At 63.1% G+C, this 16,021-nt stretch carries 15 protein-coding genes; 11 read left to right on the forward strand and 4 right to left on the reverse strand.

The features are described 5' to 3' along the window. Nucleotides 1–52: 52 nt before the first annotated feature. From RBH20_RS11005 to RBH20_RS11050, 10 genes are all read left to right on the forward strand, one after another. Nucleotides 53–964, forward strand: coding sequence for a PhzF family phenazine biosynthesis protein (locus tag RBH20_RS11005; RefSeq protein ID WP_306708473.1), 912 nt, complete (start codon nt 53–55; stop codon nt 962–964). A 120-nt stretch (nt 965–1,084) separates the two neighbouring features. After that, nucleotides 1,085–3,394, forward strand: a complete 2,310-nt coding sequence (ppsA, locus tag RBH20_RS11010) for a phosphoenolpyruvate synthase (RefSeq protein ID WP_306708475.1) — start codon at nt 1,085–1,087, stop codon at nt 3,392–3,394. 57 nt (nt 3,395–3,451) lie between these two features. Then, complete coding sequence (locus RBH20_RS11015; protein ID WP_306708477.1) at nt 3,452–4,354, forward strand: chemotaxis protein CheY; 903 nt, start codon at nt 3,452–3,454, stop codon at nt 4,352–4,354. 143 nt (nt 4,355–4,497) lie between these two features. Next, nucleotides 4,498–5,550, forward strand: a complete 1,053-nt coding sequence (gene mfnA, locus RBH20_RS11020) for a tyrosine decarboxylase MfnA (RefSeq protein ID WP_306708479.1) — start codon at nt 4,498–4,500, stop codon at nt 5,548–5,550. A gap of 90 nt (nt 5,551–5,640) precedes the next feature. Continuing rightward, a complete protein-coding gene (locus tag RBH20_RS11025; protein ID WP_306708481.1) occupies nt 5,641–6,225 on the forward strand; it encodes a YqaA family protein in 585 nt (194 codons plus the stop codon). A gap of 64 nt (nt 6,226–6,289) precedes the next feature. Continuing rightward, the gene (gene metG / locus RBH20_RS11030) at nt 6,290–8,434 is read left to right on the forward strand and encodes a methionine--tRNA ligase (protein WP_306708483.1); all 2,145 of its coding nucleotides are present in this window, start codon (nt 6,290–6,292) and stop codon (nt 8,432–8,434) included. A gap of 45 nt (nt 8,435–8,479) precedes the next feature. Then, complete coding sequence (locus RBH20_RS11035; RefSeq protein WP_306708485.1) at nt 8,480–8,845, forward strand: hypothetical protein; 366 nt, start codon at nt 8,480–8,482, stop codon at nt 8,843–8,845. Between the two features lie 72 nt (nt 8,846–8,917). Further along, a complete protein-coding gene (locus RBH20_RS11040; RefSeq protein WP_306708487.1) occupies nt 8,918–9,514 on the forward strand; it encodes an NfeD family protein in 597 nt (198 codons plus the stop codon). A 71-nt stretch (nt 9,515–9,585) separates the two neighbouring features. Beyond that, nucleotides 9,586–10,773 (forward strand): SPFH domain-containing protein, encoded by a 1,188-nt coding sequence (locus RBH20_RS11045; protein WP_306708489.1) that lies wholly within the window; start codon nt 9,586–9,588, stop codon nt 10,771–10,773. 50 nt (nt 10,774–10,823) lie between these two features. Then, nucleotides 10,824–11,429, forward strand: coding sequence for a MarR family transcriptional regulator (locus RBH20_RS11050; RefSeq protein ID WP_306708491.1), 606 nt, complete (start codon nt 10,824–10,826; stop codon nt 11,427–11,429). Nucleotides 11,430–11,481: 52 nt separating this feature from the next. Here the strand turns inward: RBH20_RS11050 and RBH20_RS11055 are convergent, their stop codons facing one another. Both RBH20_RS11055 and RBH20_RS11060 read right to left on the reverse strand, forming a co-directional pair. Next, entirely contained in the window at nt 11,482–13,359 is a 1,878-nt protein-coding gene (locus RBH20_RS11055) for a PAS domain S-box protein (RefSeq protein ID WP_306708493.1), read from the reverse strand. A 197-nt stretch (nt 13,360–13,556) separates the two neighbouring features. Next, nucleotides 13,557–13,799 carry a hypothetical protein gene (locus RBH20_RS11060; RefSeq protein ID WP_306708495.1) on the reverse strand — a complete coding sequence of 81 codons (243 nt, stop codon included), beginning with the start codon at nt 13,797–13,799 and terminating at the stop codon, nt 13,557–13,559. Nucleotides 13,800–14,053: 254 nt separating this feature from the next. Here RBH20_RS11060 and RBH20_RS11065 point away from each other — a divergent pair, with 254 nt between their 5' ends. Continuing rightward, nucleotides 14,054–14,452 (forward strand): TRAM domain-containing protein, encoded by a 399-nt coding sequence (locus tag RBH20_RS11065; protein WP_306708497.1) that lies wholly within the window; start codon nt 14,054–14,056, stop codon nt 14,450–14,452. A gap of 2 nt (nt 14,453–14,454) precedes the next feature. On the opposite strand, the gene RBH20_RS11070 is transcribed toward RBH20_RS11065, so the two are convergent. Both RBH20_RS11070 and RBH20_RS11075 read right to left on the reverse strand, forming a co-directional pair. Next, a complete protein-coding gene (locus tag RBH20_RS11070; protein ID WP_306708499.1) occupies nt 14,455–15,198 on the reverse strand; it encodes a YkgJ family cysteine cluster protein in 744 nt (247 codons plus the stop codon). Between the two features lie 33 nt (nt 15,199–15,231). Beyond that, a complete protein-coding gene (locus tag RBH20_RS11075; protein ID WP_306708501.1) occupies nt 15,232–16,017 on the reverse strand; it encodes an MBL fold metallo-hydrolase in 786 nt (261 codons plus the stop codon). Between the last annotated feature and the right edge of the window lie 4 nt (nt 16,018–16,021).

A 16,021-nucleotide genomic window follows, 5' to 3' on the forward strand; every position in this document is an offset into this window, starting at 1 on the left:
GAGCCGGCTAGCTCCGGAAAAGATTATCTGCGGGTCAGTACAACTCCGTGCCATGGATACCCGACAGGCGTTGCTTGTCGATGCGTTCGCCGCGGAGCCGACGGCAGGCACACCGACCGGCGTCGTGCCCGAAGCCGACGGACTGACCGACGACCAGATGCAGGCCGTCGCCAGCGAACTGGGAGCCAGCGAGGCGGCGTTCGTCCTGCCGGCGGGGGACGCCGACCGCCGGCTTCGCTGTTTTTCGCCAACCGAGGAACTGGCACAGGCGGAGACGGCCACAGTTGCGGCTCATGCGGCGCTCTACGAGCGTGGTGAGATCGGCGACGGCGAGTGGACAGTCGCCACCGCCGCCGGCGAAGTCGCCGTCGAGACGAAACAGAACGGGATGGTCTGGGTCGAGCAGGGGCGGGCCGACATCACCGAAGTAGATGTCCCTTACATCGATGTCGCGGACGCGCTCGGGCTCGACGCGGCCACGCTCAAAGACGTGGGTGCGGACCTCCCGCTTGTGACGGCCGACGCGGGCGAGCCATGGCTCATGGTCCCGGTCAACTACTTCGAGCATCTGAGCCATCTCAGCGTTGACGTGGCTGCCGTCGACTCGCTCTGTAACCGCGTGGACGCGGCCGGCGTGTACCCGTTTACGTTCGATACCGTCGGTGCCGACGCGACGCGCCGGTCGACGTTCCACGGCCGAGCCTTCCGGGCCGGGAACCGGACCGAAGAGCCGGTAACTGCGGCGGCGTCAGGGGCCTGCGCGGCGTTCGTCCGTCGCTACGGGGCGCTCGATGACACCATCGAACAGATCATCGCCGAGGGCGGACACTTCTGTGACCGACCCGGGACAGTGTCAGTCGATACCGACGGGACCGAGGTGTGGGTCGGCGGGCGCGCCGTCACTGCACTGGACGGCACAGTGACCGTCCCCGCTGTCGACGACGACGACATCATCGAAGCGTGACCGCACAACCGCACCGGCGGTGTGACTGCCTAATTCACTCGAAATCGAGTGAAGAGGAATTTTTCACTGATTGTAACCGGAACTTCCTTAATTGTCGTTGAAGATGGTACGAATGAGTCCATGCCAACACTGTGGCTCGATGAAATCGGTGCCGACGACCTGGCGCGGGTCGGCGGCAAGGCGGCGTCTCTCGGAGAACTGACCGGAGCGGGCCTGCCCGTTCCGTCGGCGTTCGTCGTTACCGCCGACACGTATCGGTCGTTCATCGAAGCAACTGGAATCGACGAGCCGCTGTTCGAGGCCGTCGATGTCGACAGCGACGACTCGCAAGCGCTGGCTGAGGCGGCCGAACGCGCCCAGGAGTTGATTCTGGAAACGGACACCCCGCCGTCGGTCCGCGAGGACCTGCTGGCCGCCTACGACGAGATGGGTGACGAAGACGTTGCGGTGCGGTCCTCAGCGACCGCCGAGGACCTCCCGGACGCCTCCTTCGCCGGCCAACAGGACACGTACCTGAACGTCTCGCGTACGGACCTCCTGCAGCGGGTCAAGGAGTGCTGGGCGTCACTGTTCACCCAGCGGGCCATCTACTACCGCAACGAGAACGGCTTCGCCCACGACGCGGTGGACATCGCCGTCGTCGTCCAACAGATGGTCGACGCGGAGAAGTCCGGCGTCATGTTCACCAGCCATCCCTCGACCGGTGGCCCGACGGCCATCATCGAGGCCGCGTGGGGGCTTGGTGAAGCGGTCGTCTCCGGCGCAGTCTCGCCCGATAACTACGTCATCGACCGCGAGACGGAAACCATCGACGAGGTGACCGTCGCCGACAAGAAGGTGATGTGCGTTCGGGGTGAGGACGGGGAGACCATCGAACGCTCCGTCCCCGAGGAGAAGCGCAACGAGCGCGTCCTCTCAGACGAGGAGATTCACCGACTTCTGGAGGTCGGCGAGCGCGTCGAGGACCACTACGACACCCCACAGGACGTAGAGTGGGCGGTCTACGAGGGCGAGGTGTATCTACTGCAGTCCCGCCCGATCACCACTATCGACGACCCCGAAGGAAGCGCCGGCTCGGCAAACGAAGCCGAGAGTCAGCCGCCGGGGGCAAAGTCGGGTGTCGCCGACGGCGGGGCGATGGAGAGCCAGTCCGAGGCGGTCCGGCTCTCCGGTATCGGCTCCGCACCGGGCCGGGTCACCGGTGTCGTCCGCATCGTCGACAAGCTCGACAATCTTGACAAGGTCGAAGACGGCGACATCATCGTCGCCGAGATGACGACGCCGGACATGGTCCCGGCGATGAAGCGCGCAAACGGCATCATCACCGACGAGGGCGGGATGACCAGCCACGCCGCTATTGTCTCCCGAGAGCTGGGCGTCCCGGCCGTTGTCGGGGCTGAGGACGCGACACAGAAGCTCCGGGACGGCGAAACGATAACGCTGGACGGCGATAAGGGCACAGTCGAAAAAGGGGCCAATGTCCCCGAAGAGACCGAGGAGGACAAAGACGCCGGGCCGGTCGAGACACACTCGGCGGTGAAGCCGATGACCGGAACGGAGGTCAAGGTCAACGTCTCCATTCCTGAAGCCGCCGAGCGGGCCGCCGCGACGGGGGCCGACGGCGTCGGCTTGCTGCGCATCGAGCACATGATTCTCTCGACGGACAAGACGCCCTCGCGCTACGTTGAGGACCACGGCGAGCGCGCGTACATCGACGAGATTGTCGAGGGCGTCCGCTCGGTAGCCGAAGCGTTCTACCCGCGTCCGGTCCGCGTCCGGACGCTTGATGCCCCCTCCGACGAGTTCCGCCAGCTGCAGGGTGGTGAAGACGAGCCAAGCGAACACAACCCGATGCTGGGCTATCGGGGCATCCGACGGTCGCTCGACCGCCCCGGCGAGTTCAAGCTCGAACTCCGCGCGTTCGAGCGCCTGTACGACTTGGGCTATGACAACGTCGAGCTGATGCTCCCGCTTGTCACCGACGCCGAGGACATCCTGCGGGCGAAGGCACTGATGCAGGAGGTCGGCATCGACCCCGAGAAGCGCGACTGGGGTGTCATGGTCGAGACGCCGGCGAGCGCGCTGTCAATCGAGGGCATCTGCGAGGCTGGCATCGACTTCGTCTCCTTCGGGACGAACGACCTCACCCAGTACACGCTGGCCGTCGACCGCAACAACGGCAACGTTGCCGACCGCTTCGACGAACTCCACCCGGCCGTCCTCGAACTCATGCGCCAGGTCATCGGGACCTGCCGCGAGCACGACGTGGCCACGAGCATCTGCGGACAGGCCGCCTCGAAGCCACAGATGGTCGACTTCCTTGTCGACGAGGGAGTCACCTCCATCTCGCCGAACATCGACGCCGTGCGTGACGTCCAACACGAGGTCAAGCGCGTCGAACAGCGGCTGCTGCTGGAATCGGTCCGCTGAGGCGCGGCTGATTGGCGTAGCCAGCAGGCTTTTTTGTTCCGTTCGCTTCGTTGCGGTATGGCACCCGAATCGACACCGGAAGCCAAGAGTATCAGCTCCGGTGTGTCGTACATCCCCTTCGGCATCCCCGGGCTGGACGGGCAGATCCGCGGGATTCCGACAGGGAGCACGGTCCTGTTGGCCGGGGCGTCGGACGCGGGGGGCGATGCGTTCACCTATACGAGTCTCGCGACGCTGATGCTTGCGAAACACCGCCCGGACATGGTCCCGAACGGCATCGCTCGGCGCAGTGGGTCGATTCCCGACTCGGTGACCTACATCACGCTCTCACACGACCGGGAACACGTCTACAGCGAACTTGATGCCGTCCTCGACGGCTACCAGTTTGAGGCGCTCACGGAGCACATGACCGTCGCCGACTTCTCCCAGCGGTTCATGGAGTTGTTGCCGGTCCCAGAGCCGCTGTTCGATGCTCGACGGAGCGACACCGAAATCGAACAGCCCGACGCGGAGCCGCCGGAGCGAGAGCCCGCTGAGGAAACGTTCGAGAAGCTGTTATCCGATATCAGTGACCGGGTGAGCGACGCCGCAGAGACGCTCATCGTCATCGACTCGCTTACCGATCTCGAACGAGCGACGGAGTTCGGTCTGCCACAGAACCACGAGGTCGCGTTCCTCATGGGGCTCCGAGAGGCGGTCGTCAACTGGGGAAACGTGGCTTTCGTCAAGCTTGACCGACCTGCCGGCGACGTGCGGTCGGACGAACTCATCCACGGCCTGTTGCACGGCAGTGTCTACTTCTACTCCAACGACAAGGGATTCGAGACGTATCGAACGATGCGGGTCGGCTCCTTTGGTGGCGCGCTCGACACTGAGCGTCAGACCGTTTTCGAGTCGCTGATCGGTCCCACAGGCTTTCGTGCGAAAGCGACGAAGAAGATCGGACCATCGAACTGGTAATTCGGTCGGTGAGCACGCGAACGGACTACGTACGGATGGCTAACCCGTCCTGGCCAGTATTCTGCCACTGGAGCGAATAAACAGCAGACAACGAAACACACGAGCACAACGGCTAAACCACTCCCCCGCTATACACCCGATAGATGCTCCAGCGGGCAGAGCCACAGGATTTCGAGCGCGTCCTCTCGTCGATGTGTACCGTGCCACATCCGTCGGCACGCGAAGCGGCAGAACGCTTCCTCGCGACGAACCCCGGAGACCCGGGCACGTACGAAACCATCGCCGATCTGGAACGCGAGGCCGTCGAGTCTCTCGGTGAGGTCACCGGGCTCTCCGACCCCGCGGGCTACGTCGCCTCGGGCGGAACAGAGGCTAATTTGCAGGCGATACGCATCGCCCGGAACCGCGCCGACACGGACGACCCGAACGTGGTCGCGCCCGTCCACGCGCACTTCTCATTTACCAAGGCCGCCGACGTGCTCGGCGTGGAACTGCGGACCGCGCCGGCGACGGACTACCGCGCCGACATGGCGGCGATGTCGGAACTCGTCGACGAGGACACGGTGTGTGTCGTCGGCGTCGCCGGTTCGACCGAGTACGGTTACGTCGATCCAATTCCGGCTATCGCCGACCTCGCCGAGACGGTCGATGCCCTCTGTCACGTCGACGCCGCGTGGGGCGGCTTCTACCTCCCGTTTACCGACCACGACTGGCACTTCGGCCACGCGGACATCGACACGATGACCATCGACCCCCACAAAGTCGGGCAGGCAGCGGTTCCCGCCGGCGGACTGTTAGCCCGCGACCGGTCGCTGCTCGATGAGCTCGCCGTCGAAACGCCGTACCTGGAATCGACGGACCAGCTCACGCTGACGGGGACGCGGTCGGGTGCTGGCGTGGCCTCCGCTGTCGCAGCGATGGAATCGCTGTGGCCGGCGGGCTACAGACAGCAGTACGAAACGTCGATGGCCAACGCCGACTGGCTGGCCGACCAGTTATCCGCGCGCGGCCACGACGTTGTCGGCCCCGAACTCCCACTTGTCGCGGCCGACCTCTCGATGCCGATGACAGACGAACTCAGGGACCGCGGCTGGCGAGTCTCAAAGACCGGTGCCGGCGAGATGCGCGTCGTGTGTATGCCCCACGTCACGCGGTCGATGCTACGGTCATTTGTCGCGGATCTCGACTGGTACTGAACCCCTGTCTCTGGTCTCGAACGTATCGATATTGAGCGCTCCCGAGAAGACATACGAAGGTTTAGAAGTGCCTGTTTGCTACAGAGAGGCGTGGACTTGGTAGTACCGACCGCAGCGTTCATTGCCTTCATCGGCGACTGTGCGACGGCCGGCACGCCACTGTCGCCGCTGGAAGAGACCGTCTGTACGGCCACCGGTCCAACCGGACTGGGTATCATCGCGGTGTACTCGTTCCTGATCGCGTTTATTCTCCCGCTTCCAAGCGAGGTCGTGCTGGTTCCGGCCGAAACCCTTCGGCTCGGGCTGTCCACGAACGGGAACCTGGTGGCGATTATCCTCGTCAGCGGCCTCGGGAAGGCGTTCGGTAGTCTCGTCGCCTTCCATATCGGTCAGGAGGCAAAGGAGTACGGCCCACTCGTGCGCCGGATCAAGCGCTCACGGTTCAATCTCATCGAGTGGTCTGAACGGAAGACGGTACAGCTTGCACGGAAGTACGGCTACGTTGGTCTGTCGCTCGCGCTCTGTGTTCCGTTCTTTCCCGATACGATCTCTATCTACGCGTTTACCGTCCTCGAACGCGATTACTATCGGTTCGGCGCAGCGACGTTCTTCGGCAGTGCCGGGCGACTTGTCGTGACACTCGGGCTTGCCGGCGGCACGCTCGCGTTGCTGTGACCAGAGCGTCGCTCCCACGCCGAAACCAACCCCCTTTTGACCCGTCGGTGGCACACGAACAGGTATGAGCAACGACGAGTTTCCGACGGACCAGCCGGCGGTCGTGACCTGTGGGTTGCCCTACGCAAACGGTGACTTGCACGTCGGCCACCTCCGGACGTACGTCGACGGGGATGCGCTGTCGCGCGCCCTCCGACGGATCGGCCAGCAAACGGCGTTCGTTTCGGGATCAGATATGCACGGCACGCCAGTAGCAGTCAACGCTGCCGAAGAAGGCGTCGCACCGCGAGAGTTCGCACTTGACTTCCACGAGACCTACGCCGAGACGTTCCCGCAGTTCAACATTGAGTTCGACAACTACGGACACACAGACGATGAGACCAACGTCGAACTCACGCAAGAGTTCGTCCGGTCGTGGGTCGAAAACGACCACGTCCACGAGAAGGAGATCGAGGTCGCATGGGACACGGAGGAGGACCAGCCTCTCCCCGACCGCTACGTCGAGGGGACCTGTCCCTACTGTGGGGAGCAGGCCCGCGGCGACGAATGTGACGAGGGGTGCCAGCGCCACCTCGAACCCGGCGAAATCGAGGACCCGGTGTCGACGCTGACCGGGAACCCCGCCGAGTACCGCACCCGCGAGCACAAGTTCCTCCGCCTCGCTGACTTCCAGGAATACCTCCAGGGCTTCCTCGACCGTCTAGAGGGGACCGACAACGCCCAGAACCAGCCCCGCGAGTGGGTTGAGGGCGAACTACAGGACCTCTGTATCACGCGGGACATGGACTGGGGCGTCGATTATCCGGAGGATGTCGACGGCGGCGACGAACTGGTGCTGTACGTCTGGGTTGACGCGCCCATCGAGTACGTCGCCTCGACGAAACAGTACACCGAGCGCGTCGGCGACGACGAGTACGACTGGGAAGCGGTCTGGAAGGTCGACGGTGAGGAGCACCACGGCACCGAGTGGGACAACGAGTGGGCCGACGACAGCGGCGAGATAATCCACGTCATCGGCCGCGACATCATCCAGCATCACGCGGTGTTCTGGCCCGCGATGCTTCGCGGCGCGGGGTACAACGAGCCCCGGTCGATTCTGGCGACCGGGTTCGTCGGTATCGACGGCAAGGCGCTGTCGACTTCGCGTAACCGCGCCGTCTGGGCCGACGAGTACCTCGACGCTGGCTTCCATCCCGACCTGTTCCGGTACTACATCGCCACCGGCGCACAGATCGACACCGACGTGGACTTCTCCTGGGACCGCTTCCAGGAGCGGGTCAACGGCGAACTCGTTGGCAACGTCGGGAACTTCATCTACCGGTCGCTGCTGTTCGCGGAGCGCAACTACGACGGGACGCCCGACACTGCCGTTAGCGATGACGTGCGCGGGCGAATCGAGGACGCGATTACGGACTTCGAGACAGCCGTCCGAGAGTACGACATCCGCGAACTGGCCGAAATCGCTATCGAGCTCTCGAACTACGGCAACGAGTACATCCAGCGCAACGAGCCGTGGAACCTCGTTAATGACGACCCCGACCGGGCCGAACAGGTCATCCGCGACTGCGTCCAGCTGACCAAGGCTGTCGCGGTGCTCATGCAGCCCGTGCTGCCGGGCAAGGCCGAGCGCCTCTGGGGCCAGCTCGGTGAGCAGGGCTCCGTCGCCGACGTGACCCTCGATAGCGCACTCGAATCACCGCCGGCTGAGTTCGGCGAGCCTGCGGAACTGTTCGAGCAGGTCGAGGACGACCACATCGAGGCACTCAACGAGGAACTGCAGGAGCGAGTCGAGGAGGCAAGCGACGATGCAGATGGCAACAGCGATGGCGATGACACAGATGAAGGGGACGACGGCGACGTGGACACCGCCGACCTTCAGCCACTCGTCGAGGACCGCATCAGCTTCGAGGACTTCGAGGGCGTCGACATGCGCGTCGGCGAGATCCGCAGCGCCGAGCCGGTCGAGGGCGCGGACAAGCTCCTGCGTCTGGAAGTCGATATCGGCCACGAGGTCCGACAGGTCGTCGCCGGCCTGCGACAACTCCACGACGCCGAGGAGCTTCCCGGCACGCGCGTCATCCTGCTTGCGAACATGGAGAAAGCCGAGCTGTTCGGCATCGAATCCAACGGGATGGTGCTGGCCGCCGGCGACGAGGCGGACCTGCTGACGACCCACGAGGACGCTCCGCTGGGGACGCGCATTAAATAACCGCAGTCGCCAGCGCTTTTGTAGTCACGGCACGTACCGCGGAACATGGATGACGACGGGGCCGCACGAGACGATGCGGCCGCTACGGGTGACACGTTCACCGAGGAGTACGAACTGGCGACAGACGCCGACGTGATTCGGGTCGAGGACGACCCCGACAGTGACGCCGCCGACGAGGAGGGCGCAGTCGCCGGCTCCTTTGCCCCGGACCTGGAGGTGACACCCGACGCGCCGAAGCCCGAAAATGTGGTTTTCGTCGCACTGGGGGTCTGCATCGCGATTCTCGCGCTCGGGCGGATGTTCCTCGGAGCGGAGATGTACACGCCGTCCACACTCGGTGGCGTGGTCCTGTCCGTTGCGCTCGGCACCGCAGTACTGTACGGGTTCTTCGTCCGGACAAGCGACGCGTGAGGCTGCACCGATGCCTGTGGCGTGTCGCACCTGACCCCGACACTTAATCCTGCTCCGACACTAGGTCGGGGCATGGTGAACCCGCTGGCGATAGTTGCCCCGCTGCAGGCCGAACCACTGTTAGGTATGTCGCTCTCCATTCTGCTGTTTCTGGCCGGCGCGGGCCTCATCGTGGGCGAAGCGCTCGCCCCCGGGACCCACTTTTTCGTGCTCGGCGTGGCCCTGCTGACAGCGGGGCTGGTCGGGCTGTTCATCCCAGCGAGCCTGGGTATCCTCGCGCCACTCATCCTTACTGTCGTCGTGCTTGCAACGACAGCGGTCACGCTCTGGGGATATCGAAAGCTCGATTTCGCTGCGCCAGGCCGCGGCCAGACGCTCAGTTCCGACTCACTTACCGGCCAGTTCGGAACCGTTACCGAGCGCGTGACCCGGAGCGACGGCGAGGTCAAACTGGAAGACGGCGGTTTCAATCCGTACTATCAGGCTCGCAGTTCTGGCGACCCCATCGAGGAGGGGACAGAAGTCATCGTCATCGACCCCGGCGGCGGGAACGTTCTGGACGTCGAGCCGGTAGGGTCGGGGGCAGATGAAATCGACCGCGCGCTCGAACGTGACAGAGACCGGAGCGATGCGGACACTGAACCGGAACGAGAGTCCGAGCGGGCATAGGTGTGCAATTCGGTAGTTTGTGACAGGGACACCGAAGCCTTTTCATTGCGCGCTCCGGAGTTCTGATTGTCATGTCCCCCGCGATAGCACCGCTACAGCCTGGAGGACTCATCGGCTTCGTTACCGTAATCTTCCTCCTGATCGCCATCGCGCTGGTGTATTCCAGCGTCGTGATCATCCGCCCGTACCAGAAAGGTGCCTACACGGTCCTCGGTACCTACCGCGGCGTCCTCGACCAGGGGATTCACTTCATCTATCCCTTCGTCTCCGATGTGACGCGGTTCGACATGCGTACCCAGACGCTTGATGTGCCACGGCAGGAGGCTATCACCCGCGACAACTCGCCGGTGACCGCCGACGCCGTCGTCTACATCAAGGTGATGGACCCGAAGAAGGCGTTCCTCGAAGTCGACAACTACGAGCGTGCCGTCTCCAACCTCGCCCAGACGACCCTCCGTGCCGTGCTGGGTGACATGGAACTGGACGACACGCTGAACAAGCGGGGCGAAATCAACGCCCGAATCCGGAAAGAACTCGACGAACCCACCGATGAGTGGGGTGTCCGTGTCGAGAGCGTCGAGGTCCGCGAGGTCAACCCGTCCAAGGACGTCCAGCAGGCCATGGAGCAACAGACCTCCGCCGAGCGGAAACGCCGTGCCATGATCTTGGAAGCCCAGGGTGAACGGCGCTCCGCCATCGAGACGGCGGAAGGTGACAAGCAGTCTAACATCATCCGTGCCCAAGGTGAGAAGCAGAGCCAGATCCTGGAAGCCCAGGGTGACGCAATCTCGACCGTCCTGCGTGCGAAATCCGCCGAGTCGATGGGCGAACGCGCTGTCATCGACAAGGGAATGGAGACGCTGGCCGAAATCGGCCAGGGCGAATCGACGAAGTTCATCCTCCCACAGGAGCTCACTTCGCTGGTGGGCCGCTACGGCAAGCACCTCCAGGGGTCGGACGTCAAGGAGAACGGCCACTCGCTGGAAGCGCTTGACTTCGACGACGAGACCCGCGAGATGCTCGGTCTGGACGATATTGAGAAGATTCTCGGTCAGATCGATGAGGAAGCTGAGGTCGATGTCGAGGCGATGGAAGAGGAAGCCCAGAAAATCAAACAGGGGCAAGACAGTGGCCTCGACAACGCTGACGACGTCATCGAAGAGATGGACGCCGAGATAGACGGCGATTCGGGCACGACGGACGTGGCCGGCGGCCCCGACGACACGACGCGAACGTCGGAAGTCGACAAAGACAACTAACTGAGAATCAGGCGAAGACGTTTTATTACCGACCCACCTTTTCGGTAGCAATGACACGTGAGGGCGACGTTGACGAGGACAAGCGAGCGACGCTCCGTCGCTTCGCTGCCCTCGGTGCAGCGAGCCCGTTTGCCCGCTTTGGCGACAGCGGGAGCGAGAGCGATGCGCCCGATGCCATCGCCGGGTACGTCTCGGCACACCCCGGGACCCACTTCTCGAAGCTTCGCGACGACCTCAAACTTGGGACTGGTGAGGCCCAGCACCACCTCCATCGACTGGAAAACGAGGCCGTCGTTACCTCACAGAAAGATGGCGACTACCGGCGGTACTTCCCAGCCGGCCAGTTCTCCGAGTTCGAACAGGTAGCGCTTGGTTACCTGCGGCGATCGACGGCCCGCGGGATGCTCGTCACACTCCTCCGTCGCCCGGACGTGACGGCGTCGGAACTGGCCACCGAACTGGACGTTTCACGGCCGACAGTGAGCAACTACGCCGCCGATCTGGAGTCAGCCGGGCTCCTGTCCAGAGCAGACGGGTACGCGGTTACTGAGCCAGAGACCGTGCTGACGCTACTTATTCGGTATGCCGACTCGTTCGACGACGATGTCGCCGCGCTGGCCGGCGAGGCCGACTCACTGCTGCGATACGACCCGTGACACCTGCGTCGGTACTCTGCTCGCTATGGGTTCGCTTGCGTCTGTGTCGCCGTTACATCTCTTTGTCGACACCAGTAATTTCGAACCTTGCACCACCTGATTCGCTGTCGGTCACACTGATATCCCAGCCATGGACGGCGGCGATATCGGCCACGATTGCGAGGCCAAAGCCAGTGCCTTCAGACGCAGTCGAGTAGCCCGCCTCGAACACCGTTTTTCGCTCGTCTTCGGGGATGCCTGGGCCGTCGTCAGCAACGTAGAAGCCGCTGGCGTCGTCGATATCACCGACAGTAACCGTTACTCCGCTGTCGTTCTCAGCCCCGCCGGACTGTCCCGACCGTCCTATCGAGCCATGCTCCATGCTGTCTTGCTGCACCTGAGAAGGCAGGGATTCCGACCCGTGTGCTATGCAGTTCCGAAACAGATTCCCAAGCAGCCGCCGCAACCGGCCGGGATCAGCAAGGACGATGCTATCAGTATCGGGCTCCAAGACCGCGTTCTCCGTCTCGATAGTCTCCCAGCAGGCAGTTGCGGCGGTTCGCAGGTTGACAGGCTCGGTGGTCGTCGCCTCGCGGCCGTCCCGTGCCAGCGTCAGGATATCGTCGATAAGCGTTTGCATCCGTTCATGAGCGGCATCAATGCTGTCTAAGTGCTCGTTGGTCACTTCCTGCTGGGCCAACTCCAGATGGCCCTGTGCAGTCGTCAGTGGGCCCTGCAGGTCGTGGCTGACGACGCTGGCAAAGGAGTCCAGCCGCTCGTTCTGAATGCGGAGCCGGCGTTCGCGCTCCTTCTGTTCGGTGATGTCCTGGAAGAAGCCCCGAACGGTCCGCTTCTCCGCGCCCTCGACGCGTTTGCCGTGGGTTCGGACCCACCGATGATCACCTGTCGCAGTGATGAGTCGGGCCTCGATATCGTACGGTTCCCCGTCTTCGAGTGCCGCATCGACGGCGTCCGCAACCATCTCCCTGTCTTCAGGATGATAGAAGGACAGCCCGTCCTCGACTGTCGGCTCGAAGTCGTCGCCGACCTCGTGGATGCGGCGGGTGCCCTCTGTCCAGGTCAACATCCCGGTTTCGTCGAACTCCCAGGCACCGAGGTCACCGAGCTCCTCAGCCCCGGCAAAGAAGTCCCGTAACTTGGCGAGGTTTTGTTCATGCTCAATGCGCTCTGTGACGTCCTGACAGTGCGAGAAGATAGTGACAACATCGCCCGAATCGTCGGTGACGAGTCGGTTGTGCCACTCGACCATGATACACTCGCCGTCTTTCCGGACGTTCTGATCAACGCTATGATAGCCGCCAGCGGCCTCACTGAGTTCGGATGTAACCTGGGCGACGTCGGCGTAGCTTTCGTCGCTGACAAATACCTCCCACGTTTCCCCGACCAGTTCGTCCTTCGTGTAGCCGAAGATATCTGTGAGGGTGTCGTTGACGCGGATGATTTCGAAGTCCTGAGTATACTCAACGAACCCGAGCGGCGACTGGTCGATAAACAGCGAGAGCCGGTCTTTACTCGCTTCGAGGGCGCGCTGTGACCGGTACTGTTCGACGGCGTTGACGATCCGGTTCGCGAGAAGGGCGTAGTGGCTGGTGTCGGATGTTTTCTGTAGGTAGTCAGTGACACCTGCAGAGATAGCGTCACTGGCGACGGCTTCGCTACCACGGCCCGTGTACAGAATAAACGGGAGGTCAGGATAGTCCTCGCGGACGGATTCGAGGAAGTCGATGCCATTCTCGCCCGGCATTTCGTAGTCAGAAACGATACAGTCAATTGCCTCCGTTTTGAGCAGACGCAAGCCTGCTGTGGCACTCGTTGCAATCTCAATATCGAACTTGACCCGCTCTCGCTTGAGGAACGCCGCTGTCGTCTCTGCGTACTGTCGGTCGTCGTCGACATGAAGCACCCGGATGGCGGAACCAGCCTCGCCCATTGATGCGATTGACTACGGCCTCAATGGTTATCAATATAGACATTGTATTTTTCCTATATTTCCTGAGGTATCAAGGTAAAGCGGCTGAACCGAAGAGTGAGCGACGGCACCAACTGTTCTCTACGCAGGCCCACATCGGGCCTGTGTGGATGGTCTGGTGGAGGTCCCGATGTATCCGCGTCGGAGTCAGTGCTAGTTCAGGCTTCAACCATCCACGTTGTCGAGGAGGAGTAGCCCCACTTTTCGACGGCCAGATCGTGGTCGCCGTCGGCGATGGCGGTCATGTTTGTGCCGACTTCCTTGGCCGAGAGGCCGAGTTCGTCGCCGATAAGTCGGGATTTGAAATACGTCTGGTCGTCAGCATTGGAACGGAGATACTCCAGAATACGTCGCTGCTTGTCCGAGAGCGGACTGTCGGGGGCTTGTGCGGTGGCGCTCATTAGTACAGTTACTAGCAGTACCGAGACACCCTTATTGGATTTGGTACAGACGGTTAATGGCTCGCCTTCTGGCGGTTTTCTTTCACTCGAAGTGGGGATACTGCCGCGAATTGGGCCACGCGACGGCCGGTTGGTACAGGCGGGAAACACCGTCCGTTGCTCGTCGTCGCCTCGCAGTTTGGACGGCAGCGGTCGCTCGCTCCGGCAGTTCTTTAATAATGGGCTGTTTTGTGGCCGAACGGAGGTATATCACATTGGAAATCTCGGATCAACTGCTGTGTCTGTTCAGTGCCGATATCCGCGACGAGGGGGACCGGTATGTCGTTGAGGTCCCGCGTCGAGAGATCGAGACGGGCGCAGTCGACTCAGGCAGCACCTACCGCGTTGCGCTCATCTCCGCAGATGAGGGGACAGAGACGGATGAGGAGACGGTGTCAGACACGCCGCCGGACCAGCCACAGCCGCCGGTCGAACCGGGTGAGACGCGCTACGTCGAGATCGAAGATATCGGCAAGCAGGGCGACGGCATCGCTCGCGTCGAGCGCGGCTACGTCATCATCGTTCCGGGAGCCGAAATCGACGAACGAGTCAAGATCGAAGTTACCGAGGTCAAGTCGAACTTCGCGGTCGGCGAAATCATCGACGACGTGTGACGCTACTCGTAAGGGCTGCCATCGGGGCGCTTTGCCCCTTCGGAGTCGTGAACGACGACCTGTCCGGCTGATGGATCGACAGGTCGATAGGTGTCGCGGACGCCAATTGCTTCCGTCAATTCTCGAACGGCGCGTTCTTTGAGCGCTGCGGCCAACTCTTCGGCGTCGGATCTGGAGATGTCCCGGCCGAGCCCCTCACACTCGTGGGCCCGGACTATCCCTTCTTCGCCGACGGCTTCGCCCATCGGCTGGCTCGTCCCGCCGAGCGCGACGCTGAACGGGTAGGTCCGGCAGATAAGCGGACGGTCCCCGTGGACCGTACAGGCACCTGTGCCGTCGTCGCCCTCGGCGTAGAAGGTACAGTCGCCGCAGTCGTCGGTCTGGAGCGCCCACTCGAACGTCTCACCTTCGGGGCCGTCCGGCCCGTCCGCCAATCCGTACGGCATCGGCCGGGCAACGTCGCGGAAGTCGTACTCGCCGGCAGCCTGTAGCTGCCGAATCTCGTCAGGAAACACCGTCGCAGTGTGGGGTTCAGCATCGGTTTCGGCCGAATCAGCGTTTTCGCCAGACCCATCAATGGGCCCGCCAACCTCGTCGGTACTCTCTCCGCCCTCGCCACACGCCGACTCGGCCTTGCAGCAGGCTCCACAGCGGGTGCATTCGAACCCGATAGTCTCGATTGCGTCGGCCAGTTCCGACTCCTCAAGGGCACGGGCCCGTTCGAGTTCGGTTTCCAGAGAGTCCACAGCCCTGATAGCGGGCCGATGGGCAAAAAGGCGTCACTCCGCTGCATTCGGTGCGGCTCGCTCGCTGTCCCATGAGATAGCACCCTCGACAGCCAGTTTTTTAAGATGGGTCAGCACCGTCCCGCGTGCCAGATCGCGCACGCCGGTGAGGTCCTTCTCGTAGGCGGCTTCGAGGATTTCATCCAGCGTAGCGGCCCCGTCGTGGACAGCGTCTCGAACACGCCGTTCGCGCTCCAGTCGGTGGTTGATGAGTCGTGCACAGGTCTCCCGCGGCGTCTCGATACGCGGGCCGTGGCCCGGTAACAGCACGTCGGGGTTTCTGGCGTGGAGTCGCCGAAGTGACGCGAGATAGGCCCGAACGTCGCCCTCGGGTGCGCCGACGACGACGCTACCCTCGGCAACGGCGAGGTCACCGGAGACAACGGCTCCATCCGTTCCGAAGGCGACGTGTTCCGGCGCGTGCCCCGGCGTATCGATGACGGTCACTGGGCCGGTGTCGGTTGGAATTGTCGTCCCGCCGCTGAACAGTCTGTCGGGGGTAACGCCGGTCGCGGCTTCGAACGCGCTCGCCCGACCGCGATGCGCCCAGACCGTTGCGCCTGTCTCTCTGGCATAGTGTGCAACGGCACCGGCGTGGTCAGGGTGGTGGTGCGTGAGTGCAATGTGTGCGAGGGACCGGTCGCTGAGAAGCGAATCGAGCGCATCGTCGGTGTCTGGAGGGTCCACGAGAAGAGCCGCCTCATCGCCGCAAACGTATGCCGCCGTGCTGCCGGTCGGTGCCCGTGTCGGGACGGACACATCGGCCCGGTGCCAGTCCATACCG

The organism is Haloarcula sp. H-GB4, assembly GCF_030848575.1.
Taxonomy (GTDB): domain Archaea; phylum Halobacteriota; class Halobacteria; order Halobacteriales; family Haloarculaceae; genus Haloarcula.

What these genes read in the sequence shown, in the direction of transcription:
- RBH20_RS11005 (WP_306708473.1), top strand. Translation starts at nt 53, where the DNA reads ATGGATACCCGACAGGCGTTGCTTGTCGATGCGTTCGCCGCGGAGCCG.
- ppsA (WP_306708475.1), top strand. Translation starts at nt 1,085, where the DNA reads ATGCCAACACTGTGGCTCGATGAAATCGGTGCCGACGACCTGGCGCGG.
- RBH20_RS11015 (WP_306708477.1), top strand. Translation starts at nt 3,452, where the DNA reads ATGGCACCCGAATCGACACCGGAAGCCAAGAGTATCAGCTCCGGTGTG.
- mfnA (WP_306708479.1), top strand. Translation starts at nt 4,498, where the DNA reads ATGCTCCAGCGGGCAGAGCCACAGGATTTCGAGCGCGTCCTCTCGTCG.
- metG (WP_306708483.1), top strand. Translation starts at nt 6,290, where the DNA reads ATGAGCAACGACGAGTTTCCGACGGACCAGCCGGCGGTCGTGACCTGT.
- RBH20_RS11035 (WP_306708485.1), top strand. Translation starts at nt 8,480, where the DNA reads ATGGATGACGACGGGGCCGCACGAGACGATGCGGCCGCTACGGGTGAC.
- RBH20_RS11040 (WP_306708487.1), top strand. Translation starts at nt 8,918, where the DNA reads ATGGTGAACCCGCTGGCGATAGTTGCCCCGCTGCAGGCCGAACCACTG.
- RBH20_RS11045 (WP_306708489.1), top strand. Translation starts at nt 9,586, where the DNA reads ATGTCCCCCGCGATAGCACCGCTACAGCCTGGAGGACTCATCGGCTTC.
- RBH20_RS11050 (WP_306708491.1), top strand. Translation starts at nt 10,824, where the DNA reads ATGACACGTGAGGGCGACGTTGACGAGGACAAGCGAGCGACGCTCCGT.
- RBH20_RS11055 (WP_306708493.1), bottom strand. Translation starts at nt 13,359, where the DNA reads ATGGGCGAGGCTGGTTCCGCCATCCGGGTGCTTCATGTCGACGACGAC.
- RBH20_RS11060 (WP_306708495.1), bottom strand. Translation starts at nt 13,799, where the DNA reads ATGAGCGCCACCGCACAAGCCCCCGACAGTCCGCTCTCGGACAAGCAG.
- RBH20_RS11075 (WP_306708501.1), bottom strand. Translation starts at nt 16,017, where the DNA reads ATGGACTGGCACCGGGCCGATGTGTCCGTCCCGACACGGGCACCGACC.